27 protein-coding genes and 2 pseudogenes are annotated in these 25,302 nt (G+C 44.5%); 21 read left to right on the top strand and 8 right to left on the bottom strand.

Annotation, left to right across the window (positions count from 1 at the left end; translation table 11 throughout):
* Window positions 1-67: 67 nt before the first annotated feature.
* Entirely contained in the window at window positions 68-1,120 is a 1,053-nt protein-coding gene (locus tag LCF57_RS18500; RefSeq protein ID WP_226002011.1) for a 2,3-butanediol dehydrogenase, read from the bottom strand.
* A gap of 342 nt (window positions 1,121-1,462) precedes the next feature.
* Between LCF57_RS18500 and LCF57_RS18495 the strand changes: the two genes are divergently transcribed.
* Both LCF57_RS18495 and LCF57_RS18490 read left to right on the top strand, forming a co-directional pair.
* Window positions 1,463-2,509: a LacI family DNA-binding transcriptional regulator gene (locus tag LCF57_RS18495; RefSeq protein ID WP_226002010.1), complete on the top strand. Its 1,047-nt coding sequence runs from the start codon at window positions 1,463-1,465 to the stop codon at window positions 2,507-2,509.
* Between the two features lie 43 nt (window positions 2,510-2,552).
* The gene (locus LCF57_RS18490) at window positions 2,553-3,203 is read left to right on the top strand and encodes a DUF4047 domain-containing protein (RefSeq protein ID WP_226002009.1); all 651 of its coding nucleotides are present in this window, start codon (window positions 2,553-2,555) and stop codon (window positions 3,201-3,203) included.
* 149 nt (window positions 3,204-3,352) lie between these two features.
* Here LCF57_RS18490 and LCF57_RS18485 read toward each other — a convergent pair.
* Window positions 3,353-3,571, bottom strand: a pseudogene (locus LCF57_RS18485) (helix-turn-helix domain-containing protein); the annotation flags it as partial.
* Here LCF57_RS18485 and LCF57_RS18480 point away from each other — a divergent pair.
* From LCF57_RS18480 to LCF57_RS18470, 3 genes and pseudogenes are all read left to right on the top strand, one after another.
* A pseudogene (locus tag LCF57_RS18480) lies at window positions 3,568-4,062 on the top strand (SDR family oxidoreductase); the annotation flags it as partial. The pseudogenes LCF57_RS18485 and LCF57_RS18480 sit on opposite strands and share 4 nt — an antisense overlap.
* Window positions 4,063-4,389: 327 nt before the next feature.
* A complete protein-coding gene (locus tag LCF57_RS18475) occupies window positions 4,390-4,668 on the top strand; it encodes an ArsR/SmtB family transcription factor (protein ID WP_226002008.1) in 279 nt (92 codons plus the stop codon).
* A 69-nt stretch (window positions 4,669-4,737) separates the two neighbouring features.
* Window positions 4,738-5,910, top strand: coding sequence for an MFS transporter (locus LCF57_RS18470; protein ID WP_226002007.1), 1,173 nt, complete (start codon window positions 4,738-4,740; stop codon window positions 5,908-5,910).
* Window positions 5,911-6,827: 917 nt separating this feature from the next.
* Here the strand turns inward: LCF57_RS18470 and LCF57_RS18465 are convergent.
* Window positions 6,828-7,859 carry a chitosanase gene (locus LCF57_RS18465; RefSeq protein WP_226002006.1) on the bottom strand — a complete coding sequence of 344 codons (1,032 nt, stop codon included), beginning with the start codon at window positions 7,857-7,859 and terminating at the stop codon, window positions 6,828-6,830.
* Between the two features lie 480 nt (window positions 7,860-8,339).
* Between LCF57_RS18465 and LCF57_RS18460 the strand changes: the two genes are divergently transcribed.
* From LCF57_RS18460 to LCF57_RS18445, 4 genes are all read left to right on the top strand, one after another.
* The gene (locus tag LCF57_RS18460) at window positions 8,340-9,107 is read left to right on the top strand and encodes an isocitrate lyase/PEP mutase family protein (RefSeq protein WP_226002005.1); all 768 of its coding nucleotides are present in this window, start codon (window positions 8,340-8,342) and stop codon (window positions 9,105-9,107) included.
* 43 nt (window positions 9,108-9,150) lie between these two features.
* Window positions 9,151-9,711 (top strand): bifunctional transcriptional activator/DNA repair enzyme AdaA, encoded by a 561-nt coding sequence (locus LCF57_RS18455; protein WP_226002004.1) that lies wholly within the window; start codon window positions 9,151-9,153, stop codon window positions 9,709-9,711.
* Window positions 9,712-9,734: 23 nt separating this feature from the next.
* Entirely contained in the window at window positions 9,735-10,244 is a 510-nt protein-coding gene (locus LCF57_RS18450; RefSeq protein ID WP_226002003.1) for a methylated-DNA--[protein]-cysteine S-methyltransferase, read from the top strand.
* Between the two features lie 69 nt (window positions 10,245-10,313).
* Window positions 10,314-10,640: a hypothetical protein gene (locus LCF57_RS18445; RefSeq protein ID WP_226002002.1), complete on the top strand. Its 327-nt coding sequence runs from the start codon at window positions 10,314-10,316 to the stop codon at window positions 10,638-10,640.
* A gap of 84 nt (window positions 10,641-10,724) precedes the next feature.
* Here LCF57_RS18445 and LCF57_RS18440 read toward each other — a convergent pair whose 3' ends face one another.
* Window positions 10,725-11,279, bottom strand: coding sequence for a DUF1541 domain-containing protein (locus LCF57_RS18440; RefSeq protein WP_226002001.1), 555 nt, complete (start codon window positions 11,277-11,279; stop codon window positions 10,725-10,727).
* Between the two features lie 347 nt (window positions 11,280-11,626).
* Here LCF57_RS18440 and LCF57_RS18435 point away from each other — a divergent pair, with 347 nt between their 5' ends.
* The 3 genes from LCF57_RS18435 to LCF57_RS18425 all read left to right on the top strand — a co-directional run bounded on the left by LCF57_RS18435 (window position 11,627) and on the right by LCF57_RS18425 (window position 14,471).
* Window positions 11,627-12,466 carry a MetQ/NlpA family ABC transporter substrate-binding protein gene (locus LCF57_RS18435; protein WP_226002000.1) on the top strand — a complete coding sequence of 280 codons (840 nt, stop codon included), beginning with the start codon at window positions 11,627-11,629 and terminating at the stop codon, window positions 12,464-12,466.
* 70 nt (window positions 12,467-12,536) lie between these two features.
* Window positions 12,537-13,712, top strand: a complete 1,176-nt coding sequence (locus LCF57_RS18430) for an aminotransferase class I/II-fold pyridoxal phosphate-dependent enzyme (RefSeq protein ID WP_226001999.1) — start codon at window positions 12,537-12,539, stop codon at window positions 13,710-13,712.
* Window positions 13,713-13,760: 48 nt separating this feature from the next.
* A complete protein-coding gene (locus LCF57_RS18425) occupies window positions 13,761-14,471 on the top strand; it encodes a 5'-methylthioadenosine/adenosylhomocysteine nucleosidase (protein ID WP_226002061.1) in 711 nt (236 codons plus the stop codon).
* Between the two features lie 5 nt (window positions 14,472-14,476).
* On the opposite strand, the gene LCF57_RS18420 is transcribed toward LCF57_RS18425, so the two are convergent.
* The 4 genes from LCF57_RS18420 to LCF57_RS18405 form a co-directional block, all read right to left on the bottom strand.
* Window positions 14,477-14,962, bottom strand: coding sequence for a DUF5381 family protein (locus LCF57_RS18420; RefSeq protein WP_226001998.1), 486 nt, complete (start codon window positions 14,960-14,962; stop codon window positions 14,477-14,479).
* Window positions 14,955-15,791: a hypothetical protein gene (locus LCF57_RS18415; RefSeq protein WP_226001997.1), complete on the bottom strand. Its 837-nt coding sequence runs from the start codon at window positions 15,789-15,791 to the stop codon at window positions 14,955-14,957. The genes LCF57_RS18420 and LCF57_RS18415 overlap by 8 nt, the downstream gene beginning before the upstream one ends.
* Before the next feature lie 35 nt (window positions 15,792-15,826).
* Window positions 15,827-16,912 carry a WXG100 family type VII secretion target gene (locus LCF57_RS18410; RefSeq protein ID WP_226001996.1) on the bottom strand — a complete coding sequence of 362 codons (1,086 nt, stop codon included), beginning with the start codon at window positions 16,910-16,912 and terminating at the stop codon, window positions 15,827-15,829.
* Window positions 16,913-17,178: 266 nt separating this feature from the next.
* Window positions 17,179-17,925 carry a hypothetical protein gene (locus LCF57_RS18405; protein ID WP_226001995.1) on the bottom strand — a complete coding sequence of 249 codons (747 nt, stop codon included), beginning with the start codon at window positions 17,923-17,925 and terminating at the stop codon, window positions 17,179-17,181.
* 131 nt (window positions 17,926-18,056) lie between these two features.
* Between LCF57_RS18405 and LCF57_RS27660 the strand changes: the two genes are divergently transcribed.
* The 9 genes from LCF57_RS27660 to modB all read left to right on the top strand — a co-directional run bounded on the left by LCF57_RS27660 (window position 18,057) and on the right by modB (window position 25,249).
* Window positions 18,057-18,185 carry a hypothetical protein gene (locus LCF57_RS27660; RefSeq protein ID WP_264083698.1) on the top strand — a complete coding sequence of 43 codons (129 nt, stop codon included), beginning with the start codon at window positions 18,057-18,059 and terminating at the stop codon, window positions 18,183-18,185.
* Between the two features lie 50 nt (window positions 18,186-18,235).
* Window positions 18,236-18,388, top strand: coding sequence for a DUF6097 family protein (locus tag LCF57_RS18400; RefSeq protein WP_226001994.1), 153 nt, complete (start codon window positions 18,236-18,238; stop codon window positions 18,386-18,388).
* Between the two features lie 140 nt (window positions 18,389-18,528).
* Window positions 18,529-19,326, top strand: coding sequence for a hypothetical protein (locus tag LCF57_RS18395; RefSeq protein ID WP_226001993.1), 798 nt, complete (start codon window positions 18,529-18,531; stop codon window positions 19,324-19,326).
* 212 nt (window positions 19,327-19,538) lie between these two features.
* Complete coding sequence (locus LCF57_RS18390) at window positions 19,539-20,327, top strand: YwiC-like family protein (protein WP_226002060.1); 789 nt, start codon at window positions 19,539-19,541, stop codon at window positions 20,325-20,327.
* A gap of 15 nt (window positions 20,328-20,342) precedes the next feature.
* Window positions 20,343-21,446: a TIGR04053 family radical SAM/SPASM domain-containing protein gene (locus tag LCF57_RS18385; RefSeq protein WP_226001992.1), complete on the top strand. Its 1,104-nt coding sequence runs from the start codon at window positions 20,343-20,345 to the stop codon at window positions 21,444-21,446.
* Window positions 21,443-22,861: a protoporphyrinogen oxidase gene (gene hemG / locus LCF57_RS18380; protein WP_226001991.1), complete on the top strand. Its 1,419-nt coding sequence runs from the start codon at window positions 21,443-21,445 to the stop codon at window positions 22,859-22,861. The genes LCF57_RS18385 and hemG overlap by 4 nt, the downstream gene beginning before the upstream one ends.
* A gap of 111 nt (window positions 22,862-22,972) precedes the next feature.
* Window positions 22,973-23,680, top strand: coding sequence for an iron-sulfur cluster repair di-iron protein (ric, locus tag LCF57_RS18375; RefSeq protein WP_226001990.1), 708 nt, complete (start codon window positions 22,973-22,975; stop codon window positions 23,678-23,680).
* A 43-nt stretch (window positions 23,681-23,723) separates the two neighbouring features.
* Window positions 23,724-24,575 (top strand): molybdate ABC transporter substrate-binding protein, encoded by an 852-nt coding sequence (modA, locus tag LCF57_RS18370; protein ID WP_226001989.1) that lies wholly within the window; start codon window positions 23,724-23,726, stop codon window positions 24,573-24,575.
* On the top strand, window positions 24,572-25,249 hold the full coding sequence (gene modB / locus LCF57_RS18365; RefSeq protein WP_226001988.1) for a molybdate ABC transporter permease subunit: 678 nt from the start codon (window positions 24,572-24,574) through the stop codon (window positions 25,247-25,249). The genes modA and modB overlap by 4 nt, the downstream gene beginning before the upstream one ends.
* Window positions 25,250-25,302 lie beyond the last annotated feature (53 nt).

Raw genomic sequence — 25,302 nt, 5'->3', positions numbered from 1 at the left:
AGGAAGGGAGCGCTTTTTGATAAAAAAGATGTCTGCATAGGGGCAGACATCTGAATTTGCTTCTATATTAGGATTGCGGAGATACCAGGATTTTAACCTGATTTTTTTCTTTCAGGAGACCTTCAAAGCCTTGCTCAATCACTTCTTCGAGCTTAATACGTTTGGTAACCAGCTTGTCTGCAGGAAAATAACCTTTTTCCATCAGGCTGATAACAGCCGGGAATACATCACGGTAGCCGATAATGCCGGTCAGATTGCGTTCCTTCATGACGATATTGTTTGGTTTAATCGGAGCTTCTTTTTCAAAAATGCTGACGATCATGATTTGTCCGCTGATTTTAGTAGATTCGATCGCTTGAGTCAGCACAGGAGGCACTCCAGTGACTTCATAGGCTACATCTACGCCGCCGTTAGTCCGTTTGTGCAGCTCTTGCACAACATCATAAGTTTTAGGATCAAGCACGATAGCCCCCAGCTCTTCAGCTTTAGCCTTACGTTCCTCGGAAAGCTCTACTGCATAAATCTCAGATGCACCTGAAGCTTTCAATGCTTCAATAACCAGCAATCCGATAGGACCGGCGCCAAATACGACGGCCTTGTCGCCGACTTTCAGCTGGCTTTGACGAACAGCATACAAAGCAACGGCTGAAGGTTCTACCAAAGCGCCCTGCTCGAAAGATACGCTTTCCGGAATTTTGTGAACCATGTGCTCGTCAGCTGCGACATATTCAGAAAATCCACCGCCGCCGCCTGCCAGACCGAGGAAGCCCATTTTATCGCAAAGATTATATTTGCCTTGTTTACATGCATCACATTCCCCACATGCAAAAACCGGTTCTACAACCACACGGTCGCCAACCTGAATCTTGGTTACACCTTCACCGATTTCGACCACTTGTCCAGAGAATTCATGTCCCATCACGATTGGCGCTTTTTCTCCAGTCAATGGATGTTGGGCGTCTTGGGGAATGAAGATCGGTCCTGCTACATATTCATGAAGATCACTTCCACAAATGCCACACCATTCTACTTTGATTTTTACTTTTCCTGCCAGAGCAGCGGGCTGCTCAATGTTTTCCAAACGTAAGTCTTTTACTCCATGCCATCTCAATGCTTTCATATCTGTCATCTCCTTGACGAATATATAATCATGTACTGCTATAAAAGCGAATGAAAAAGGAAACGTTTCCGAAAGATAATATGTCACAATTTTTACACATTGTCAAACCAAATTCATACAAAAAGCACTTGATTTTTTTGTGAATATAATCACTTGTGACTGTGGCGCTATATTTGGCTCATCGGTCTTGAGACAAGAGATTTAAGGAGATTTTTCAGATGAAGTAGTGATACGAACAAAACGACTTTCATTTTTAGATACTTATTCTATGGTATAATACCAATATTGAGACTTGATTTTGGATAGTCAGAAAACGATTCCGTTCTTGAAAGGATTTTGGGCGTGACAGATCAAAAAAAAGTAACCATAGAGGATGTAGCCAAGCGGGCAGGGGTAGGTATTGCGACTGTTTCCAGAGCTATTAACGATAGTGAGGGCATCAGCCCGAGGACGAAAGCATTGATTTTGCAGGTGATTGAAGAAATGGGGTTTACACCCAATACCTCCGCACAGAGTTTGAAGGTACGTCAGACACGCCAAATCGCGCTGGCCGTGCCGGATATTCGTAACGCGATCATTCCTGAGATCGCTTGGTCCGTGGAGCAGGCTGCGAAGCAGCACGGTTACCGTGTCGTGCAGATTAATACCGCCGGCAATGCCAGAATGGAGCTTGAAACGGTTCGGGAGGTTAAGAAGCTGCATGTGGACGGGCTTATTATAATGCCGCTGGCATACCCCAAAATGCTGGTGGATCTGATCAACAAGGCCAGCGTTCCCGTATCCATTATTAATTATGGCAAGAAGCTAGGCGAAAATGTCAAAGCGGATATCGTCAGTCTAGCCCGGCAAGAGGGACGGCTTGTGATGGAGCATTTGCTTAAAATCGGGAGAACGAGAATCGCGTACGCAGGTGCTGCAAAGGACAAAATCGAGGAAAGATACTTCGCTTATGAGCAGTCTCTCCAGCATGTGGACCCTTCACTCGTGTATTTTGGCGATGATTTTTCCTTTGAGACAGGGCTGCGTGCAGCCGATTATTTTTATAGCTTGAAGCTTATGCCGGATGCTATCTATGCGGTTAACGATATGGTGGCGATTGGAATTGTCAATCGTTTTAAGGATTTGGGTGTCAAAGTGCCGGATGAGGTCGCTGTAGTCGGCATTGATAACAATTTGTGGGCAACAGTAACGACGCCACAAATCAGCTCTGTTTCCATTATGGGGGAAGAGGTGGCACGATTGGCTACGGAGCTGCTGCTCAAGCGGATTCAAGAGCAGACACCAGGTGATTATGAGCGTGTGCAATTCGAGCCCCGCCTGATCGTCAGGGAATCAAGCGTCTCTGTGATCCGTAAGCCTCCGGTGGGACGTGATGGAGTAGAAGTATAGCACTTCGTAATACCATTGTTTGTTGGGACAGGAGAGTGAACTTGTGTCAAAAGGTAGCATGTTCGTATCTGTAGCTTGTACTTTACTATTGCTGTCCGTAATTGTAGGATGTGGTTCCAAACCGGTGGGACAGTATCCTGACACTACGGTTCCGTCTGGAACAAGTACCGGAAAGCCAATGCAAAATGCATCCCATACACAGTCAATTCGGCAAAGTCAGGAGGAACGGATGCTGTCCTTTTACAAGGATTCATCCCTCAGTGATGAAGAAAAAGTTCGCTATATAACAGATCATTTGGCAGGCATCCAGTGGGACACGTTTAACAAGATTAGCGGAAAGCAAAGTTTGGAGGTCATTGAATATCTGTATAGGCAGCGAGCCTTTATTCCATCGGAAAGCTTTCCGAACCTGATTCAGGCTTCTGCTGGCTTGGATGGAGCTTTAAGCGAAAGCTATGCTGCCATCATGGGAGATTTATTTACAAGGGATAAGACTGCGATGACCCGAGCTTTGGCAAAGACGGACAAATCCACTTGTATACATGGCACAGGAAGCATTGGGTATGCTCTCAGCTATAGAGAACCAAAGGAAGTTAAGAAAGAGATTCGACAATGGCAGGCGGGACAACAGCTTACCAAGGCGGAGAAGGAGGTCATTCGGGCTATACTTGTAAAGCTGGATGATCCGTACTAATCCTTATCGCATAGTTGAAGCTACCCAATTCCATAGGCAATTCCCATAACAGCCGCTTCTCTATAAGAGGGAGCGGCTTTTTACTATATTTTTAACCTTCTGTTATCACCAAAAATCTTTAGCTAGACAAGGATTCGCTCACTCATTTTTCAAATCGTTTGCTGCCCCTGATCCATGCGCAAGCGCTTGATATCACGAATGGGAGGCAGGCCGAACAATCGGGCATATTCACGGCTAAATTGCGAGGGACTCTCGTAGCTTACCTGAAAGCCGACATCTGCCGCATCCGCTGATTCCGATAACAACAGGCGGCGGGCTTCTTGCAAGCGTAATTGCTTTTGAAATTGCAATGGGCTCATAGCTTGGACGTGTGGATGTCATTTTGAACAATGCGGGAGTGATGCCTCTTTCAAAATTAGAAGCTCTGAAGGTAGAGGAATGGGATCGCATGATTGATGTAAATATACGGGGTGTTTTGCATGGGATCGCGGCAGGGCTTCCTATCATGAAAAAGCAAGGATTTTGTCAGTTTATCAATATTGCCTCCATTGGAGCGTATAGCGTAACCCCAATGGCAGCTGTATATTGCGCTACGAAGTATGCGGTTCGGGCGATTTCTGAAGGATTGCGTATGGAGGTTGGCGGAGATATTCGTGTGACGATGGTATCACCGGGAGTAACCGAATCCGAGCTTGCTGATAGCATTTCAGATGAAGAGGCACGCCAGGGAATGAAAGAGTATCGTCGTATTTCGATTTCCCCGGATGCCATTGCTCGTTCCATTCTGTATGCCATGGAGCAGCCTGCAGATGTAGATGTGAACGAAATTGTTGTTAGACCCACAGCAAGCCCGAATTAACGCCATGTCCAATGGTTATTATCTGGTGTGCATGTAACATGGTGCCAAGTCCCGCGATCCAAAGCTACTTGATGACGAGAAGCACTACAAATACATTGAAACAAGTTTAGCGAGCTAGAATATTCTGTGATAATGTTGGCACGTGGATTGATTGAATTTAGACCGTTATTTCCTCCATCCCTTGTGGGTGGGGGATTATTTTGTTATGAGATGATCGGAAACTTGCTGTGGCCTTAAAATAAGTGGTTTACTTTTGTAGATGTTTATGATAATTTTATTTCGACAAACATCGAAATTAAGCCTCAAAGCAGAAGGGGATTGAACAGGGTGAAAGATACTAATGAGATGCAGCAAGCTGTGAAAATATATAAAGCACTTGGAGAACCGACTCGTCTTAAGATAGCACTTTTGCTAAAAAAGGAAAGTGACCAATGCTGCTCTAAGCTTGGCGAAAAGCTGAACAGTGTTGCTATTTCGACTTTATCGCATCACTTGAAGCAAATGGCAGAATCCGGGCTGCTGACATTTCGGAAGGAGGGCACTTTTATTTATTACAGCTTGAATGTTGAAGCAGCAGAGAAATATGCCCCGTTCTTGATCAAATAATTTTTTTAGTCTTAATTTCGATATTTGTAAAAATATAAAAACAATAAAGAAAAGAGGCGTTACCTGGAAATGCAGAGCACGTGGAAAGTATATATCTTGGCAATTGTCAGTTTTTTGGTAGGTACATCCGAATATATTATCTCGGGAATTTTGGATCAGATTGCGATAACGATGGGAATTACTGTGTCTGCTGCAGGTCAGTTGATTACCGTTTTTTCTCTGGCCTATGCGATTGGCACGCCGATCCTGATGGCAATAACCGCTAAATGGGACAGACGCAAGTTGCTCCTGTACTCACTCGGATTATTTGCAGTTGCCAATGTCCTGTCCTTTGTTTTGCCGGGTTTTAGGATGTTTATTGCCGCACGTATTCTTATGGCACTTGGAGCGGGAATGGTCGTGGTTACGGCCCTAAGTATCGCAGCGAAAATCGCTCCAGCCGGCAAGCAGGCTAGTTCTATTGCTACAGTCACTATGGGTTTTACGGCCTCGCTGATTATTGGAATTCCGGTTGGAAGAATGATATCCTCTGCATATGGCTGGAAAACGGTATTTCTTGGCATCGCTTTGACAGGGATTGTGGCCCTGATTGTTATTGCCATGACGATTCCACGCTTAAAAGGAGATCAGCCTGTTCCTTTGCTACAGCAATTTGCTCTTCTGAAAAAGCCTGAGGTCGCTTTGGGATTGGCCATCACCTTTTTTTGGCTAGGCGGTTATTCACTTGTGTATACTTACATTTCACCCTATTTGCTGAATGTATCGGGTGTAGGGGAGGATATGCTAAGTTCAGTATTACTTGCCTTCGGGATCGCCAGTCTGATTGGGTCAAAAATCGGTGGGTACAGCGCAGATAGGAAGGGAGTTTCCTTTACATTATTTGGAGGCATGATGCTGCACGTAATTTCCTTACTTTTACTTCCTTTTGCGGCACACACTCTAAGCGCAGTGTTTGCTTTACTGATTCTGTGGTCGTTCGCAGCCTGGACGACTGGACCTACTCAACAATATAATCTGGTCACTCTTGTGCCTGAGTCTTCCGGTGTAATGCTGAGTCTCAACCAGTCTACAATGCAGCTTGCAATGGCGGCCGGAGCTGGGATTGGTGGCGTCGTTATAAGTCAGGTATCGCTGGTTTCCATCACTTGGTTTGGAGCAGCCGGTGTCGCTATCGCCATTGTAGCTGTGTATTTACTTTCACGAAGATCCTCAGTTCAAGCGGAATTGGGTGTTACGGAATAAAGATTTATAGAATAGCTTAGAAGAGGGGGCCCGACCACAAAGATGGTTTTGCGGGTCCTCTTTTGATTGAATTGACAGCATATCTTCTTAAATATGCATACAACATAGGGATTAGCTGCTCAATCATGACTTTGTCTCCTCCCGCTATTGAGAAGTCCCGTTGTTAGATCTATCAGGACTTAAATCTCCGCGCGATACGCTTCTTATTCTTTTGTCGCCAAATCCATCTCTCAATAAAGTTTTTTTCTTTTCTTTCCTGAAGTGTTTCCTTCATACCCTTGATAAGAAATTCGGATCTCCGCTTGTCATTTCTGCTGATTTCGCGCAGTTCCTCAATAAATTTATGGTCCATGTCCGCATCTCCGTTAGTTCAGGATTTTGCCAATTGCTAAGCTAGATTATACAGAACATATGTTCCTTTTTCAAGTCCGTTCCATGTTTATGAAATATAGAACGATTTTGTGAAATGATAATTCCCGCCCCAAACCAATTCTTCCAGTGAGCATAAGCTAGAGTAGAATCTCTTATCTCTGCCAATCAACGTTCGACATTGCAGCAAATCCGTAATATCTGAAGTAGTGGCAGACTTCCATCCGGCTATCATTTGATCTAACGACCTCTATTTCGAGATAATAAACATTTTACAAGACTGTTTCAGGAGCTTGCAAGTTTCGGACTTCCGGGACAGTCCCTCTATTTGTATACGCGACCTACATACTCGAATGATGAGAGGAACTATATGGAAGAATGGGGGAGTGCTGCTCGTACCATTAAAAATTGTTAGTTGAAGCTCTTTATTGGAGCAGGGATGTTACTAACTACAATAGGTTACGCCATGTTTTACGCTTCTTTCAATTTTCGTGAAAATAGATAAAGGAGGGCATACGGTATGCCCTCCTTATAGCGTATATTGTTATTTACTTCATTTCCCAATTAGTTACTTTGATCACGGCTGCATCTGCGTTCTTAAGATCTGTTTCGCCAGAAGCTAAGAGAGAACTCCATTGTTTCACACGATTCTTACCATTAGGAGGCTGGTTATAATCGTTGGTATCGACAATCAATGTACGCTTAGCATAGAAGTTAGTCATGAATGTCTTCTCATTCGTACTACTGCCTGAACGTGAGAGGATTCCTTCAAGACTACCTGAATCACCAGTAGCGCCTTGATTGAGTGCTGTGTCGACAAATGATCCAATCGTCAGAGCGGTATTAAATCCGCGTTTCTGTGCTTGCTGTACACTATATTTGATATAGGTGTCATAGAACGTACGCCACGTGGCTTCTCTCCAAGCCTCATTGTTTTGGAGAGCCTTGATCTTCTTCTTGATTACACTATCGCTATCGCTGAGCTTTAGAATCGAGCCACTCATTTTCCCCTTCAGACCAGCACGTGCTAATCCACCTGCAATGGAAGGGCTGCTAGCTCCACTAGCAGCATCAAAAGCTTTGAATAAGTCCGGACCATCAGGTCCCGTATCATTCGAACCGCCTGTCGTCGCCCCAAAGATACCAATTGTGTATCCGCGATTATCGCCGATATCTTCAGCATAGCCATAGAATTCAGTCCATTTCAAAGAATCTTGCTCTGGTTTGTTCACTAGCTTCATAATATTATCCCATTGTTCACCGTCGAGTCCTGTATTAGCCTTTAGAAACTGAAGTGTTGAAGGTGAAAAATTAGCATCATGATCAATAGCTGCAACCGTTGCTTGGCTAGTAGCTTCTTCGCTAGTAAGGGATAATGACCCTATACTTGCTTCATTTGAATTGTCGAATCCCTCATTTAAATCAATTGTTTCCTGTACCGGAGTTCCGTTCTCTTCAGCAAAAGCCTTGGCAGGTGAAGGACCAGACAAGCTAGAGAATGAAGCGATTACAGTGAAGCATAGCAAGATCATAAAGAACTTTGTTTTATTTGAAACGAGTTCATTACTTGTCTTATACATATAATTCCTCCTAGAATAATATAATTATCAAAATCATTTATGGATTATTCCTATTATGAAAAATAACATAAGCATGTTAACTCTCGTTATAAATAAAATATGAGGTAAATAGGATGTATTTATGCGATAATGTCCCTCCTTTCATAAGCACATAGTTTAAGCGCTTATACTGTTATTAGCCCTTAGCGTAGATTTGCTTCTAACTCGAATTGATTTAACAAGAGTATAGATAAGAATCATATGATTAAACAGAGCTTGGATAACCATTTTTTTCAAAATTTATGATCTATATGTGAGTAAATAGACCTAGTTGGTCCATTTTTTCCAATTTCAAGTATATTCAAAAAGAGCATAGAAATCAGAAGGAACGCTTTTACTCAAAAAAAAGGACAGCTTGGTAGACCATAAGCGCAAGAATGAGGACGAAACCCAAACAGCCTCTTGCTAAAATGAGATACATTACATATCAGGAGGCTTAACATGAACAAAATACAGCAATTTAATGCATTGCATACTTCCGAGGAGCTATTATTTTTAGGAAACGCCTGGGACTTGTTATCTGCCGTCGCTTTGGAGAAAGCAGGCTTTAAGGCGATAGGTACAACGAGTTGGGGAATTGCCAATACGCTTGGCTTTGCAGATGGTGAGCTTATTGATTTTGACCAGCATGTAAGCATCATTCGAACGATTGTAGATCATGTTGAGATTCCAGTATCGGCAGATATTGAAGCAGGGTATGGGGAAGATACGGCGACGATTGTTGAGCATGTTTTAAGGATAGCCGATGTGGGAGTTGCAGGTATTAATATTGAGGATTCTTTGAAAACGAAAAAGGGACTTCGAGAAATGGAATTGCACAGTAAGCTGCTGTCCAACATAAGAGCAGCACTGGATGCGCATGGGTACAGAGAGTTTTTTATAAACGCAAGAACGGATACATATTTGCAGAAGGATGCTCCACTTGCGGAAACCATTGAACGGGCAATAGTGTATGTGGAGAGCGGTGCGAGCGGTATTTTTGTTCCGGGGTTGAAGGTCGATGATGAGATTAAGGAAGTTGTGCTGCATGTAAACGCTCCGCTTAATGTTTTATCCTTGCCAGGTCTGACAAATGTCCGCAAGCTTCAGCAGTTAGGAGTTAAACGGTTTAGCTTTGGTAATGCATTTTCTGATAATATAATAATTGCTTTGCAAAAGAACGCTGAACAGTTGATCAACCTTCAAGATACTTCGCATTTATATTCATGAGGATAACTAAGGATAAACGATAGAAAGGACAGGGCATTCGATCATGGCTAACATCAAGCTTTCTTTTGAAGAAATGTGGGAGAAAATTATAGCGTGTGATCGTAAATATGACGGGTTGTTTTTTACGGCTGTGAAAACAACCCGAATATACTGTCGGCCTTCCTGCCGGTCCAAAAAGCCGAAAAAAATAAATGTTGAGTTTTATGATGAAATACAGGCAGTGGAGAAAGCGGGGTTTCGTGCCTGCAAAAGATGCCAGCCTGAGACAGATGTTTCACCCTCTATCAGGCTGGTCCAAAATGTGGTCGCCTTCTTGGTCCATCATTATAGAGAAAGACTGGTATTGCAGGATATTGCGGACCATGTCGGAGTAAGCCCTTTTTATTTGGAGCGCATTTTTAAGCAGGAAACCTCAGAAACACCCCGCACGTATTTGGAAAAAATCAGAGTTGATAAGGCAGCCTATCTGCTTAAAAGTACAGATCTTACGAATCTTGAGATTTGCTATGAGACAGGCTTCCAAAGTTCTTCAAATTTCTATAAGGCATTTCGCAGTTTGATCCAATGTTCTCCTAGTGAGTACAGAAAGCTGAATAAGGAGTAGTTCAAGGAGGGCGTGATCCTTTTATGAGCAAGCTATATATGTTGAATTATGTATCACCGATTGGGGAGATAGAGATATGGGGCACGAGTGAAGCAGTCCATTCCATCATGTTCTCTGATCGGGATATACCCTTAACGAAGTCCATGGAAGAGGCTCCTCCCCAGGTTTTACAGGAATGTACTAGTCAGCTTGATGAGTATTTTAAAGGTGAGCGCCATGAGTTTACGTTTCCCTATGCTTTTGAAGGTACAAACTTTCAGCAAAGGGTATGGAATGCGCTGGTGAAAGTAGAATATGGCGAAACGGCGGCATATAAGGACATTGCCCTTGCTATTGGAAACGAAAAAGCGATTAGGGCCGTAGGCAGTGCAAATGGAAAAAATAAACTCAGTATTGTCATTCCCTGTCACCGAATTATTGGTTCAAATCAGAAACTAACCGGCTACGCAGGGGGCCTATGGAGAAAAGAATGGTTACTCCAGCATGAGAAGCGTTTTTCAGAGAGCTTTCAGAGCATTTTACAGAGATCTTGAGGAGGATTGGATAGACCGAAAAGTTGTTTGAAGATGAAAAATATTTAACCGACATACACTTCATACGTTATGGTCAAAAACTCGGATGCACAATTGGTTAAACGAAGTCAGTTCAATCCGGAGGCAACCTTTAACTACTCTTTGAGTAACCTGGATCTGGCTACGGTTGGATACTACTTTTATGTTAAGATGATCGATCAGTCGGGAAATTCAGCGGCGTTTGTCCCCCAATTTGTTCCCATAAACAACAACAAAGCTGGGCAGGTTTTGGTGTTTATTGATTTGAAAGTTGCAGCTCAGAGCGTTGTGATTTTTCTTGCCCCACCGCAGATTTTGACGACAAGCGAAAGGACTTTGTATAATATTAAGGATGCTAAGCTAAATTTAGCAAAGTAGTTTGTCCAAACCAAAATAAAGCCGTATAAAGGGAGCCGATGTCAGGCTCCCTTTTGCTATCAAGCAACCTGTGATGTAAGAGTTCTACTTGGCTGAAAGCTCACTCTCCGTCACCCATTTATGATTTTTGACAGGCGTTCCCCCTGTAGTCGGCGTATAATCTACCATATATACGGTCGTTGGCTCAGCGGAATCAATGGTAGCCTTGGCCCCATCCATCCCCTTCATATGATCTGCCGCCAGGATAACTTCCGTGCCCGGTGTATAGGGCTCGCTGCCCGCATCTTTAATCTCTTCATGAATAACCCACTTATGATTAGTCACTTTTTCCCCTCCAGTGGTTGGAGTGTATGAAACCGTATAAGCAGTAGTCGTATAAGCACCCACAATTGTGGCGGCAGCGCCGTTCATGCCTGCCATATGGTCAGCTCGGATGATCGCTTGGCTGCCAACTTTAAAGGCTGGGTTTTCAGCTTCTTTTAGTCCGGCAGGAAGCTTACTGGAAGTGGAATGGTTCATATCTGATGTGTCATGTTGTTGACTGCTTGTCGTGTGCTCCTGAACTGGAGCGTTACTGTTCCCGCACCCGCTCAAAATAATCATGACTGTACCAGCGAGCAAAGCCCATTGTTTTCTCATATTTACAGCTCCTTTAGCTTTTAATTCCACATTCAAGTATACCCCTACGGGGTATTTTTGAAACGGAGGTATATGACAAAATTGTGAAGTGCCATGCCTGAATTATTTACGCTGACATTTGATGAAATCCATCCCCTGATAGAAATAAATGTATAAAAACAGACAGGTGTGAAAGGGACCGCCTAATGCGGCCCTTTTTGGTAGCAGAAGATGCGTGATTAAATATTGTTGACAGTAAATAAAAAATCGTTGTAATATTTATAAAACTCATCAAATTACTTGGTATTCAGATGGACTGCAACATTCTAGCTCACAAAAAGCAGATGATATCGGGGGGAGACATCAAAATGAAGAAAAAATGGATTTCATTCATACTATTACTGGGAGCAGTCGCGCTTTTTATCTCTGGCTGTGGCAGTAAGAATACATCGGGAAACGCTGCGGGTGAAGGACAGAAAACACTGCATATCAGCTTTAATCCCGGTCCATATAGCGATCAGTTTAAAAAGGGTGTGGCTCCATATTTGGAGAAGAAGGGCTATAAGATTACAAATAAAGAGTTTACTGACGGTGTTCAGCCCAATGTAGCCGTGGCTAATGGCGATATTGATGCGAATGTGTTCCAGCATTCGCTCTATCTGGAATCTATGAATAAACGGGAGAATATTAATTTGATTGGTGCTGTACAGGTCCCGACTCCTCCAATGGGATTGTACTCCAGCAAGCATACCAGCCTTGACGAAGTTACCGACGGGGCCCAAATTAACCTGCCCAACGAGCCAGTCAATATGCTGCGTGCGCTGAATATTTTAAAGGAAATAGGCTGGATCACATTAAAGGAAAATATTGATCCACTGCAAACATCGGTGAACGACATTACCTCTAATCCGCATCATTTGGAATTTGTTGCTACCGAACCGGCACAGGGACCACGTGCATTGGAGGATGTTGATTTTGCGGCTATACAAGGAAACTTTGCTGTATCGAATGGAATGAAGCTGACCTCGGCTTTAAAGCTTGAAAATATGACCGATCCGTTTACGAATGTGGTGGCTGTGGACAGCAAGAACAAGGACAAGCCATTTGTCAAAGACATTATTGAAGGGTATCATTCGGAAGAATTCCAAAAGTACATCAAATCGAATCCCGATTATGAAGGCTACAAGCTGCCAAGCTATTTCAAATAATATCGGGTTACGATCTTCTGCGGGCTGACATTGTCAGCCTGTATCTTATGGATAAAAGGTGGAGATGAACGTGATTTTTTCATCCTCTGATCTCGTCAAGGCTCTGCCTGACAACTATTTTAGCGCAATGGATGACAAAGTGAATCTGTATAAAAGCAAAGGAATAGATGTAATCAATTTGGCAGCCGGTAACCCGGATCAGCCGACACCGGCGCATATCATCAGTGCTTTGAAGGAAGCGGTCGATCAGCCGACCAATCAGGGCTACCCGCCTTTTCATGGGAAAAAAAGCACACTGGAAGCTGTCGCTGCGTTCTATAAACGGGAGTATCAGGTAGAGCTTGATCCTGACCGGGAGGTTGCCGTATTCAACGGCTCCGCCATAGGTGTAATGGGTATTCCACAGGCGTTGCTCAATCCCGGTGACTGGTTATTGACAACCGATCCGGCGTACCCGCAGTATTATTCCGCTGCTGCGCTGGCAAGAGCCTATATTCATATAATTCCGCTTGATGAGAAGGATGGCTTTTTGCCTGATTATACAACCGTACCGGAAGACATCGCAGAGCAGGTCAAATTGCTCATTATTAATTACCCGAACAATCCGACTGGAGCAGTGGCTACTGCGGATTTTCTGACGAAAACGTTGGATTATGCCGCTGAGCACCATTTTCCGGTTATGAATGATTTTGCTTACGGTGCTCTTGGCTTTAGCGGGCATAAGCCGATTAGTCTATTGCAAATCCCCGGCGGCAAGGAATATGGTGTCGAGACGTATACGGCTTCCAAAACGTATAACATGGCTGGATGGCGCTTCGGCTTTGCGGTTGGAAATGCGTCCGTCATTGGTGCGCTCAAGCATTATCATACGCATGCCTATAGCACCGTTTTTGGAGCGGTGCAGGATGCCGGAGCAGCGGCATTGCTGGGCTCGCAGGAACAGGTACGGGAACTGGCAGCGTTATATGAGCGGCGACGTGATGTTCTCATTGCAGCGTTACGAGGTATTGGCTGGGAGGTAGCCGCTCCCCAAGGGTCTTTTTTTGCCTGGTTCAAGGTGCCAGTGGGTTATACATCTACTTCCTTTGCAGACTTTTTATTGGACGAGGCGCATGTTGCAGTGGCTCCTGGAGAAGGCTTTGGTCGTGCAGGAGCTTCCCATGTGCGGGTCAGTCTGGTGAACAGCGAAGAACGGCTGCTGGAGGCGGTGCAGCGAATCGCAGCAACGGGTATTTTTAAAGCATAAGCTGGAATGCAAATGGAAGAAATTCATGGAGGGAGCGAGAAAAGAACTTTGAGTATAGCGATTATCGGAGCCATGGAAGAAGAAATAGCAGGTTTGAAAGCGCAAATCGAAGGGATAAAAATGACCCGGATTGCGAACGGAATTTTTTATACAGGCCATCTTCAGGGCAAGGAAGTTGTTCTGCTGCAATCGGGAATTGGCAAAGCGAACGCGGCCTTGACTACGGCGCTGTTGATTGAACGATTTAACCCGGAGCTTGTCATTAATACCGGGTCTGCTGGAGGGCTTGATCCAGCGCTGCATGTTGGCGATGTCGTAGTGGCGACCGAGCTGACTTACAGCGATGTGGACGGAACAGCGTTCGGCTATGCCTACGGGCAGGTACCGCAGATGCCGGCAAGTTATCCGGTCGAGCCGGCGCTGCTTGCTTTCGCGACAGCAGCGCTGGCGGAGACCAAGATTGAAGGGCAGATCGTCACCGGATTGATTACGACGGCAGACTCCTTTATCTATCAGGCTGAGCGCGCCCGTTTTATTCGCAGCCAGTTTCCTGAAGCCAGGGTAACGGATATGGAAGGGACTGCTGTCGTTCAGACAGCGTACCAGTTTGGTGTCCCGTTTCTGGCTGTTCGTTCTCTGTCTGATCTTGCCGGTGCAGAAGCGGCGGGTTCTTTTAACTCCAATCTTGACTTGGCTGCGACCAACTCGGCAGCAGTGGTTGCGGCTCTTGTAGCCGCATACGATAGAGCCAAGCTATAGTATATTCAGGAACGCTTTTTTTTCGGCTTGCCATGCTGGTTAATGAGATTTCGAAGTTGTTTCCCGGCTTGGTTCAGCTCAGCATCGTTCAACACATAATCGGTACTGACTTCCCAGGTGCTGCGGTCATGAAGATAAAAAATAAAGCCGGGAAAACGAGGGCGCAGCCATTTGCGGATGGATGCCCCTTCGAATTCGACTTTTGTGATTGCAGACCATGGGACAGTTCGAGTACCATCGGAAATACTGTGTTCGTCAAAGATGAACAGGTAGTTATCCTTACGAAGCGTTCTTTTCAAACAAGCAACCAGATAACCCCCGAAAAATGGGATTCCGATGATGGCTGACGTAATAAAGAAAAAGATTTGCAAAGCCGTGATATCTTCGTCGATAAAAATGAGCAGCAGCAAGAACAGACAAATAAGTACAAACATCAAGCTCCCCATGGCCTTCCAAAAGGCCAAAGATCTGCGATATGTAATTTTATCCACGCAATACCGCCTCATCGTTTACAAATGCCTGAATGAAATGGGTCATCTGTTCTCTCCATTCAGCCTCGGTAACACTCTCCATTCGCAGACACGGTGCAGCCTGCATATCTTGCTCTGTATTTCTTACGATCCACAGATCATTTGCTCCTTTGAGAACAAATAGCAGATCTGTAACAGAAGGCCCATCTTCATCTGTATCTGTGTATACCATCCGGCTCAAATTATCCAGGCATCTGTAATTATGCTGAAAATCCTCATGCCAGACTTGTATCACTTCCCGATCCGACTCGCTAAGTTTCCAAGCTAATGTCCGCTGCATGGTGAAGTTGGAGGAGGTTAACTCGTTCCATTGCTCTTCTGTCAGATCGACGTATCGGCTGTGACTATTAAAGTCCGAAGGAAGCAGGCCGAACAGTTGTCCAATGTCGTTATACCAGTCTTCTGGGAAAGACCAGCGAAAGAAGTGAAGTTCATTATGGCTGGAGAAATGATACAAAAAACGGTCATTTCCATTGTGTATGGTCAATATATTCTGTTTGTCCGACTGCTCCTTGTATCCACGCAGCATATGACGGCTTTGTACGAGCTGAGCAAGTATTTCAACAAGGAACGGATCAAATTCAAGCTGCTGCTGTCCGTCATCCCGTTGTTCCATCAGTCCCTTGGATATCAGGCTGTGGGTTGCAGCATGAAAAAGCAGCTCCCAGCGATCTTCGCTCAGTTCCCCATAATAAGATTGAAGCAGACCGGAAGCCATATCTTCTGCGCCCAATGCAGTCAAAGCAAAGCCTAGTTCCTCAAGCGTTAAAATTATCGTATGTTTGTCCATAGTCAGGCTCCTTTCTCATCTGTTAGGTCGTATGCTTATTTAAATAGCTTGCTGGCCCAGCGAATGCCCTTTTCGGCGAATTTGGCGACTTTTCCGCCTGCCCAGCTGCCCACTGTACCGCCGACGTAAGCACCGACGGCTGCACCAACCGGACCGCCGATGGCACCGCCAACGGCTCCCAGAGCAACAGCGCCGCCATAGGTTGCGGCGGTTTTAATCGCTACGTTGGAAGCAGACACAGCCACGTCTGTTCCGGTAAGCTTCCCGCTTTTCCATTTTCCAGCCAGACTGATACCCTCGCCCACAATATTCATGGTGGCATTAATAGGGTACAGCTTCTTGGCGATCATGCCGGGAATTTGGCGGGTGGCTATGCCGTAACGCCCTTTCTCCACCCCGGCGATCACGTTCCGCGTCCACTGAGGAAAGCTATTGGCTTTGTTGAAGCCCAAGCCAAGCTTTCCCATTTGAAGCTTTCCGGCTAAACGGTCAAAGCCCTTTAAACCCTTCATTACAATACCTGGCTTGGCGAATTGGCGATTTAGGCTTTTGCCTAAATTACGCATAAAAGCATTGCTTCCTTTACCTTTCACCCAGGCCGCATTATGTATGACCGCTCTAGTGGGATTTTTCAGACTTTTCTTGAATTCTACTGTTTTGGTGAGCACAAGTGTGGAAGCCAGGCCACTATAGATAGCTGTTCCGGCAAACCCCAGCTGTCCACGCCACTTATTGGCCTCTGAAAGGCTGTTAATGGCTATATCTGCGGGATCGGAGCCTTTTTTCTCGGAGGTTACTGGCTCACTGCTACTGCTCTGTCCGCTGTGATCCCCTTTATTAATACCCGCGTCTGCTTGGGTATCGGTTTCCTTGAACTTTACTGCTATGGAACGCAATTCTGTGCTGACAGAACCGACAGTCTGAGTGAAGGCATCCATTTCCCCACGTGCTCGATGAAAATCCTGATAAAAACGCTGCTGTGTTGTTCCTGCCCAGCCATTTTCCAGCATTTGAATCTGTTGTGACAGTTGTCCGCAAATTTGTGCCCCCAACTCGCGTGCCTGTGCAAATTGCCTGGAAACCGCTTCTAGTTTCTCAGGAGGAACCATAATTTTAGCCATGATTTCCACCTCGGATGATTAAAATTGTTAATATTTATTTTAGTGAATGCAGTGGACATTAGCAAAAAAAGTAGGGGATTTCAAGCAAAAATAAGTCGTTTGTACGAGTTCGTGAGAAAGCATAGGGGAGAATGGTAGGAGTGTTTATGATCCAAAATTCTTATATGGGGATATCGAAAACGCAAAAAGCCCCTCTTTCAAATGGAACTTTCCATAAGAAAGAGGGGCCTTTCTGCATATAAGCTAGTATATTTCGCGCTGACAGCTTATTTGAGCGGAATTTGCTTGGACAGCTTTTCAAACTGCTGCAAGTGAGGGGTGACCTTGGTGGTAATCCCTTTGAGATACTTGATGGCCGCTTTTCTTTGCCGTTCCTTGGTAGCTGTCTCCTCCGGGAACATGGAGTATTCCTTTTGAACGGAGCCATTTTTATATATTACGGAGAAGAGCTCTCCGCTTTGCCACTGCTGGACTAGATTCTGATTGCTGTGCAGGATATTTAGCACTTCCATGCCGTTTTGATAAGTAAAGCTGTAGTCTGGATCGGCTAGAGCATGGATCACTTGGTAGCCGCTCTGTAATCTGTTGTTCTGAAAATTACCCACTTGGATCCCGTTCGAGCGGATCGTTCCGTCACTTTGAGTCACTTGTTCAGTCTGCGTGCCTTTACCGCTCATGGTGTCATTGCTCCATGTGCCGTTGTATACCACTTTATGATTTTGCCCATCTGCATCCGTGTATTGATTCATGTATTTTCCGGTACCTGTACGCTTACCTTTCACAAAATCGCCCGAATACTGTTTGTTTTCACTCCATTTTATTGTACCACGTCCATTGGGTTGTCCGTTCTCAACCTCTCCGTAGTAAGTAGTTTGACCGGATAGCTGAAGCGATTCCTTGGCCGCAGATGCACTCACCGCAGGCGTATTTAACAGCACCGCCCCGGATATCAGCGATGCGGACATCATAATAGGCAGGGACAGAGACTTCCCTTTTTGCCAAAGCTTTTGCATCATGAGTTCTCCCCTTCCGAAGTTTTGAATTTCATGTTTAAACTATTTTGTGCCTGGTGATTTATAGTTTAATATATATTGAGAATTATAGGAAACTGTAAAGTGAAAACAGGTAATAAGGAGGAGCAATCATGAATTTACCTGAACATGATCAGCCTGCTATGCTAGAACATGTTCAAGAACAGATTCAAGAGATGGAGGATCGACTAAGCGAATTTGATTTTCAACCGGGTGAGGAAGTTGTCGCGTTTATATTATAAATTTTCAGAATAACGAGCTCATTTAGATGCTAAAAAAGGGGTAACAAGATATGAATGTTTTAGGTCAGTTAGGCTCTGCTATCCAGGGCAGTCTATTTGTTCAATCGGAGTTGAACAAAGCACATGCGTTTATTCAGGAGCACAACCTGCCTGTAGAGCAGGTAGATGATGATTTGCATAAGCAAATGATTGCGTTGGAGTAATATGCGGGAACTCGTATTTTCCAGCGAGGGCTTGCTACATACAAATTAATCAATGCAATACTAATCTTATTTTGATCCCCGATAATCGGGAAATACGGTCATTGCTTTTAAATATAAAGAAGAATAACGGTGAGTACAGGATGGATAAAAAAGCAAAGAAAATACTCATGAGCACCTTCTGGTCAGCCAGCGGCTGGAAGCAGGAGCGAGGGCCTTTTTCCGGCGAGGATTTTGAATATGCCAAAAGTAAGGGCTTGATGTTCGATCCGATTACCATTACACATGACGAGATTGTGAGTAGGCTGCATGAGCTGCACCAGCAAGTGGCTACAAAAGAACGAGTGGCGGCGGCTTTTTTGCACAGTCTTTCTACGAAAAAGGTTCATTTACGAAGCGCCTTGTCGAGTTGGGCTTTAACCGCAAGCCTGCCTGTGCACACCTATGAAGAGCGGTCTGTCGTGCTGCCCAATTATAGCAGCTGTGGGGATTGTAATTTAAATAAAATCATGTCCGATCAGGAATACATCAATGAAGACTTGAATGTATTGAATTTTGAACGAATCAAATGGGGCGGGGTTCGTTTGAATCATCTTCTCTATTGCCTGATGGACCTTGAATTGTTCAGTAAAGAAGAAGACTTCAAGGTTTCCGATCAGGATATTGCCATACTTCATAAAATGCTCGCAGCCGTTCAGGACTGTGATGCTCAAAACGGGGCATGGCAATTGGAGAAGCGCTGGAAAGATGTGTTCCCATCCAGCAAAAATGAACGCGACGTAGTTATGGAGGTATGGGGATATGCCGGATTGCTAACTCCAAAGGACACACCTCGTAGACGCCGACACGGAAATGATGATTTTAATTCAGTAGCAACCTGGCAAGGAGATGACGGATACTCACAGGAAGCGCTGGATTATTACTTCGGTGCATTTTTGTAAAAAAGTGAACAATTTTGATCAAGTGGTATGCCGTCTGGCGTGCCACTTTTAATTTTTTCTTCTGCGTAATTCCTCCACTTCTACCGTCTTGGGCAAACAGCGTTGTTTTTCCGGCTAGGCTATTTCCCCATATGAAAAAGGGAACTCCCTGATTGGTTCAATTCAATAGATTACTTAGAATTAGAGAAGGTGAAAAATTTAATCTTGGGGGAATGGATGATGAATCGATTAACCAAAGCAATAAAGATAATAAACATTGTGAAAAAAGGATCAAGGTTTTGAAGGGGATCAGTAGATATATACCCAATCAGCATGGAGCCTGGGCCATGCTCATTCTTCCATTTTTATTCGGTTTAGCGGCTTCTCCAGGGGAATTCATTCATATACCTCTATTCGTATGCTGGTTTTTTATTTATTTATTCAGTTTTCCGGTTCTTCAATGGATCAAAACAGGAAAACGTGAAAGATACTGTAAGCCCGCTGTTGTATACGGAGCGATACTACTTCCTTTTTTAGTTTCACTGGTGTGGATAAAGCCTGCGTTGATCTGGTATGGAGTTCTGTTACTATTCTTTTTTATGGCTAATATGTACTATGCCAAAATGAAAAATGAACGTGCCCTGCTCAATGACATTGCTGCGATTATAGTTTTTTGTTCGTTTATATACCCTGTTGTTCATATTGGAGAAGCAGGGGATTGGAGAACATCCACAGAGCTATTTTTGCTGCTGGTGTCTTATTTTACAGGAACTGCTCTTTATGTTAAAACGATCATCCGTGAAAGAAAAAATAAACGTTATTATTATGCTTCTGTCATCTATCATTTGATCATTATACTGTTTGCTGCCTGGATCAAGCTGTTTTTGGCTGCTCCTTTTTTAATTTTATTATTACGAGCTATATGGCTTCCTAAATTCGAATTAAAGGCAAAGCAAGTCGGCATGGCTGAAATTGGATTTTCATTGATGCTCTATGTAGCTGTGTTGTTTTTATATTTCTAAAAAGGAGAGACATCAATGATATCTTTGGAAACGCCACGAGATTATCACGAAAACCCGTTTATCGTCATTTGGGAGGTAACGCGAGCTTGTGCTTTAGAATGCCTTCACTGCAGAGCGGAAGCCCAGTATAAGCCTGACCCTCGTCAGCTGACATTAGAAGAAGGCAAGCAGCTAATAGATCAAATCGCTGAAATGAATCATCCGCTGGTGGTTTTCACAGGTGGAGATCCGTTATCGCGGCCTGATTTATTTGAGTTGGCTCAATATGCAATTGAAGAAAAAAAGCTGTCGGTTTCAATGACTCCCAGTGCCACTCCTAAAGTGACCCGGGCAGCGGTTGAAAAAGCAAAGCAAGTTGGCTTATCACGGTGGGCTTTTAGCCTGGACGGTTCATGCGCAGACATTCATGATCATTTTCGGGGTACTGTGGGCTCTTACGATACCACCATGCGGGGAATTGGTTATTTGAAGGAAATGAACATTCCTATTCAAGTAAACACGACGGTGTCCCGGTACAATCTTCACGATCTGGAGCAAATTGCAGAGAAGGTAAAGGATATGCAGGTGGTGTTATGGAGCTTGTTTTTCCTTGTTCCAACCGGGCGCGGTATGGAGAAGGATATGATTACGCCTGATGAACATGAAGCTGTAATGAAGTGGTTGTATCAAATACAACAACAGATGCCCTACGGTGTAAAGGCTACAGAAGCACCCCATTATCGAAGGGTTGTATTACAGGAAAAGCACAGAGCAGGCAAGAACGGTGCGACGTTTGAACAAAAAAGGGCAGATGTTTTAGGGCGTGCTCCTAAAGGCGTAAATGATGGAGATGGATTTGTTTTTATCAGTCATATCGGCGACGTATACCCGAGCGGTTTCCTGCCCCTTGCATGCGGAAATGTGCGACAGGATAGTCTGGCACATATTTATCGGCACTCTCCTGTCATGAATAAGCTTAGAGATAAGTCTCTGCTTAAAGGGAAATGTGGAATCTGCGAATTCAATACAATTTGTGGAGGCTCCAGAGCAAGGGCTTTTGCAATAACAGGGGATTATTTGGAGAGTGACCCCTATTGTGCGTATATACCTGGGGCTAAGGAAGGAAAAGTGCTTTTATGAAAAAAAGTCCTAAAAAAGTCGTTATTCTCGGTGGAGGAATAAGTGGTTTAAGTGCTGCCTTTTATGTGCAGAAGCTGGCTAGGGAGAGGCAAATGGAGGTAGAGATTACACTGGTTGAGAAAAGCGATCGGCTGGGAGGAAAGCTGCACACCATTCGTCATCATGATTTTATGATCGAAAAAGGACCGGATGCTTTTCTGGCCAGAAAAACGGCTATGCTGGAGCTGACCATGGAATTGGGATTGGAGGCAGAGCTGGTGTCGACAAACCCGAAGGCCAAGTCTGCCTGCATTTTGCATAAGGGAAAGCTGCACACCATGCCGATGGGCTTCATTCTAGGCATTCCAACGAAGCTAACTCCCTTCATTCGGACAGGGCTGATCTCTCCGCTGGGAAAAGCGCGCGCAGCCCTGGATTTAATTATTCCCGCCAAGCGAGGTGATATGGACGAATCTCTGGGGGATTTTATCAAGCGGCGCCTCGGCAAAGAAGTTTTGAACCAGATTACAGAGCCTCTGCTATCTGGAATTTACGCTGGCGATACGTATTCTCTCAGCTTAATGTCAACCTTTCCTCAATTTAAGCAAATGGAACAAAAGCATGGAAGTCTGATTATAGGTATGGCTAAAGGAGCGGGGAGAAAGTCGGGTGTATCTGACAAATTGCCGGATATCGCCAAGAAGAGCATGTTTCTTTCATATCGGCAAGGCTTATCTACAATCGTAGAGCGGTTAAAGGAAAGGCTGCATACCTTACATTTTGTTATGGAACAGGGTGTGGCTGAAGTAAGGAAAGAGGACGGCTATCAGGTAATTTTGGATCATGGACAAATCATAGCAGCAGATGCAGTGATTTGCGCTGTTCCAGCCTTTGAGGCTGCTAAATTATTTTCCGGTGTTGCAAGTGTCGGCTTGCTCAATAAGATCAACTACGTTTCGGTAGCCAATATTGCCCTTGCCTATAAAAATACAGAGCTTAATCTTGCCTTTGAAGGAACCGGTTTTTTGGTGCCGCGCAAGGAAGGTAAAAGGATTACAGCATGTACGTGGTCCTCGACAAAGTGGATCCATACGGCTCCTGAAGGATATACGCTGCTGCGAGCATATATCGGACATGCAGGTGCACAGGAATGGATGCAGATGACGGATGATGAGCTTGTAGATGCCGCACGCAAAGATTTGAAGGATTTAATGGGTCTGAATGCAGAACCGGAATTCGCCGAAGTTAGTCGGTGTAATCAATCGATGCCGCAATATCCGATCGGACACAAAGAGCATATGGCACAGGTCAGACATGATTTATCGCAGTATTTTCCAAATGTATTTCTATGTGGTGCTGGTTATGGGGGCGTTGGCATTCCAGATTGTATCGCTCAAGGGAAAGAAGCGGCTGAACAGCTGATCTCAGCTTTTTAATCATAAGGCTATTTCCTTCGGCGGAAGAGGGAGTTCCCTGATTGGTTCAGGTTCAAAGGGGAAGTAGAGTTAAAACTGAACATAAAATAAAGGCAAGGTAGGGGAGCAGAAATGATCCAGTTAACGGAAGAAACATGGGTGGCAGACATTGTGAGAGAGGTTCCCAAAACGGGAGATTTGTTTCGTAAACTGCGGATTGACTTTTGCTGCGGCGGGGGAATACCACTTCGGGAAGCGGCAGCCAACCGAGGTCTGAATGCTAGTGAACTGCTGGCACAGGTGCATGAAGTGATGGAAAGTCAGGCGCAACATAAGCAAATGCAACCTTCTTCACTCGAAACCAAAGAACTAATCACCTACATTCAGGATACGTATCATACGAGACTTCGCGAAGAACTATCGGCGCTTACACCGTATGTAACCAAACTAACGCGGGTTCATGGCGAACGGTATCCACATCTAAAACAAGTGAATGAGCTCTATACCTTACTTAAACAGAAATTATCGGATCATATTCAAAATGAGGAAGAGCATATATTTCCGATGATTGAATTGTTTTTACAGGAGTCGACCGTTGAAGGGGCAAACGCGCTGAATCCACATGTATCCAAGCTGCAAGACGAGCATCAGGCTGTAGTGGAGCTGCTGAAGGAGCTGCGCTTGATAACTAATGGTTTTGAGCCGGTACAGGAAGCTTGTGGTACGCATCGGCTTGTATTGAAGCGGTTAGAGGATCTGGAAGCAGATATTTTTAATCATATTCTTCTTGAGAATTGTACATTAATCGAGCGTACGAGACAGGCACAGCTCATAATCTAACCTCTTACTTGAATGATGAACTAACTTCGAGGAGTCGGACAAAATGAAAAAAATAATTAAACATAGCCAGGCGCTCTTTTTTGTTTTTTCCATCGTGTTATTACTTTCAGGATGCGGTACGGGACAACAATCGGCTTCAAATGCTGGTAGTACGGTCCAGACCGAGTCTTCAGGCCAGGCATCTTCGGAAACGACTCAAACGGTTGAGCTGACCGTATCGGCAGCTGCAAGCTTAACGGATGCACTCAAAGAAATTCAGACTTTGTACGAGTCAACCCATAAAGACATCCATTTGAATTTCAATTTCGGCGGCTCTGGTGCGCTTGAAAAGCAGATTGAGCAAGGAGCACCGTCGGATTTGTTTCTATCCGCTTCGAACAAAAACATGAAGTCTCTCGTTGATCAGCAGTTAATAGATAGCAATAAGCAACAAACATGGCTGACGAACGAATTGGTAGCGGTTATCCCTGCAGACGGGACGATGAACATCGCGAGTGTAACGGATTTAACAAAAAAAGAAGTGAAGAAGGTTGCGATCGGCATTCCTGAAAGTGTTCCTGCGGGCAACTACGCACAGGAAGCGCTAACGAACGCGAAGCTATGGGACACATTACAAAGCAAACTGGTTCAAGCAAAAGATGTTAGACAAGTGCTGCAATATGTGGAAACAGGAAACGCTGATGTTGGATTTGTATATAAAACAGATGCGTTGACTACGCAAAAGGCGAAAATCGCCTTTAAGGTGGACCCTAAAACCTATTCACCGGTTAAGTATCCAATCGGGATTGTCAAAGCTTCAAAACACATTCAAGAAGCTGAGGACTTTTATGCATACCTTCAATCGCAAGAATCTCTGAATATTATGGCTAAGTATGGATTTACCATATCGAAGTGAGCATGCAGGCTATTGATTGGAATGAATATTGGCCTCCTATCCGATTATCGTTGCAAGTTGCACTGTTATCCAGTGTATTGGTGATTCTATTAGGCTTGTTTGTGGCATGGTCAATGTCGCGGTTAGGAGCGTTTACAGGGAAAACGGTCGTTGAAACCATGCTTATGCTGCCCTTGGTACTCCCACCGACCGTTGTTGGCTTTTTACTGTTAATATTACTTGGACGAAAAAGTGGGTTCGGCCATTTGGTGGAGCGATGGTTTGGCGAACCTATTGTATTCTCGTGGTGGGCTGGGGTGATAGCAGCAGTAGTTGTGGCTTTTCCTCTTGTCTATCGGACGCTGAAAATGGGCTTTTCTTCTGTTGATCGTGACTTGGAAGATGCGGGACGCTCGATGGGAGCAAGTGAGTGGCAGGTTTTCCGATATATTACCTTTCCTTTAATTTTCCCTTCTTTTAAAGCTGCCTTTATACTCGGTTTTGCCCGCGGTCTGGGCGAATTTGGTGCTACGTTGATGATTGCCGGAAATATTCCGGGTAAAACACAAACCATTCCGACAGCCATTTATGTTGCGGTGGATTCTGGTCATCTTCCTATGGCCTGGGCTTGGACATGCTCTATCATACTCATTTCCTTTATCATGCTCCTGTTAACGGGACAAAAGAACAATTAACCACTTCGTACAAGCTTCCTTCTAGTAGAGGGAAGCTTTTTTGTATCTTTCCA

It is taken from the genome of Paenibacillus sp. BJ-4 (assembly GCF_020404765.1).
GTDB lineage: Bacteria > Bacillota > Bacilli > Paenibacillales > Paenibacillaceae > Paenibacillus.
The sequence above is the reverse complement of the archived record's forward strand: the minus strand, read 5'-3'. Positions and strand labels throughout refer to the sequence as shown.

Coding starts and splice junctions, on each gene's coding strand:
- LCF57_RS18500 (WP_226002011.1), bottom strand. CDS start 1,120: ATGAAAGCATTGAGATGGCATGGAGTAAAAGACTTACGTTTGGAAAAC.
- LCF57_RS18470 (WP_226002007.1), top strand. CDS start 4,738: ATGCAGAGCACGTGGAAAGTATATATCTTGGCAATTGTCAGTTTTTTG.
- LCF57_RS18465 (WP_226002006.1), bottom strand. CDS start 7,859: ATGTATAAGACAAGTAATGAACTCGTTTCAAATAAAACAAAGTTCTTT.
- LCF57_RS18460 (WP_226002005.1), top strand. CDS start 8,340: ATGAACAAAATACAGCAATTTAATGCATTGCATACTTCCGAGGAGCTA.
- LCF57_RS18455 (WP_226002004.1), top strand. CDS start 9,151: ATGGCTAACATCAAGCTTTCTTTTGAAGAAATGTGGGAGAAAATTATA.
- LCF57_RS18450 (WP_226002003.1), top strand. CDS start 9,735: ATGAGCAAGCTATATATGTTGAATTATGTATCACCGATTGGGGAGATA.
- LCF57_RS18445 (WP_226002002.1), top strand. CDS start 10,314: ATGGTCAAAAACTCGGATGCACAATTGGTTAAACGAAGTCAGTTCAAT.
- LCF57_RS18440 (WP_226002001.1), bottom strand. CDS start 11,279: ATGAGAAAACAATGGGCTTTGCTCGCTGGTACAGTCATGATTATTTTG.
- LCF57_RS18435 (WP_226002000.1), top strand. CDS start 11,627: ATGAAGAAAAAATGGATTTCATTCATACTATTACTGGGAGCAGTCGCG.
- LCF57_RS18415 (WP_226001997.1), bottom strand. CDS start 15,791: ATGGACAAACATACGATAATTTTAACGCTTGAGGAACTAGGCTTTGCT.
- LCF57_RS18410 (WP_226001996.1), bottom strand. CDS start 16,912: ATGGCTAAAATTATGGTTCCTCCTGAGAAACTAGAAGCGGTTTCCAGG.
- LCF57_RS18405 (WP_226001995.1), bottom strand. CDS start 17,925: ATGCAAAAGCTTTGGCAAAAAGGGAAGTCTCTGTCCCTGCCTATTATG.
- LCF57_RS27660 (WP_264083698.1), top strand. CDS start 18,057: ATGAATTTACCTGAACATGATCAGCCTGCTATGCTAGAACATGTTCAA.
- LCF57_RS18400 (WP_226001994.1), top strand. CDS start 18,236: ATGAATGTTTTAGGTCAGTTAGGCTCTGCTATCCAGGGCAGTCTATTT.
- LCF57_RS18395 (WP_226001993.1), top strand. CDS start 18,529: ATGGATAAAAAAGCAAAGAAAATACTCATGAGCACCTTCTGGTCAGCC.
- LCF57_RS18390 (WP_226002060.1), top strand. CDS start 19,539: ATGGATGATGAATCGATTAACCAAAGCAATAAAGATAATAAACATTGT.
- LCF57_RS18385 (WP_226001992.1), top strand. CDS start 20,343: ATGATATCTTTGGAAACGCCACGAGATTATCACGAAAACCCGTTTATC.
- hemG (WP_226001991.1), top strand. CDS start 21,443: ATGAAAAAAAGTCCTAAAAAAGTCGTTATTCTCGGTGGAGGAATAAGT.
- ric (WP_226001990.1), top strand. CDS start 22,973: ATGATCCAGTTAACGGAAGAAACATGGGTGGCAGACATTGTGAGAGAG.
- modA (WP_226001989.1), top strand. CDS start 23,724: ATGAAAAAAATAATTAAACATAGCCAGGCGCTCTTTTTTGTTTTTTCC.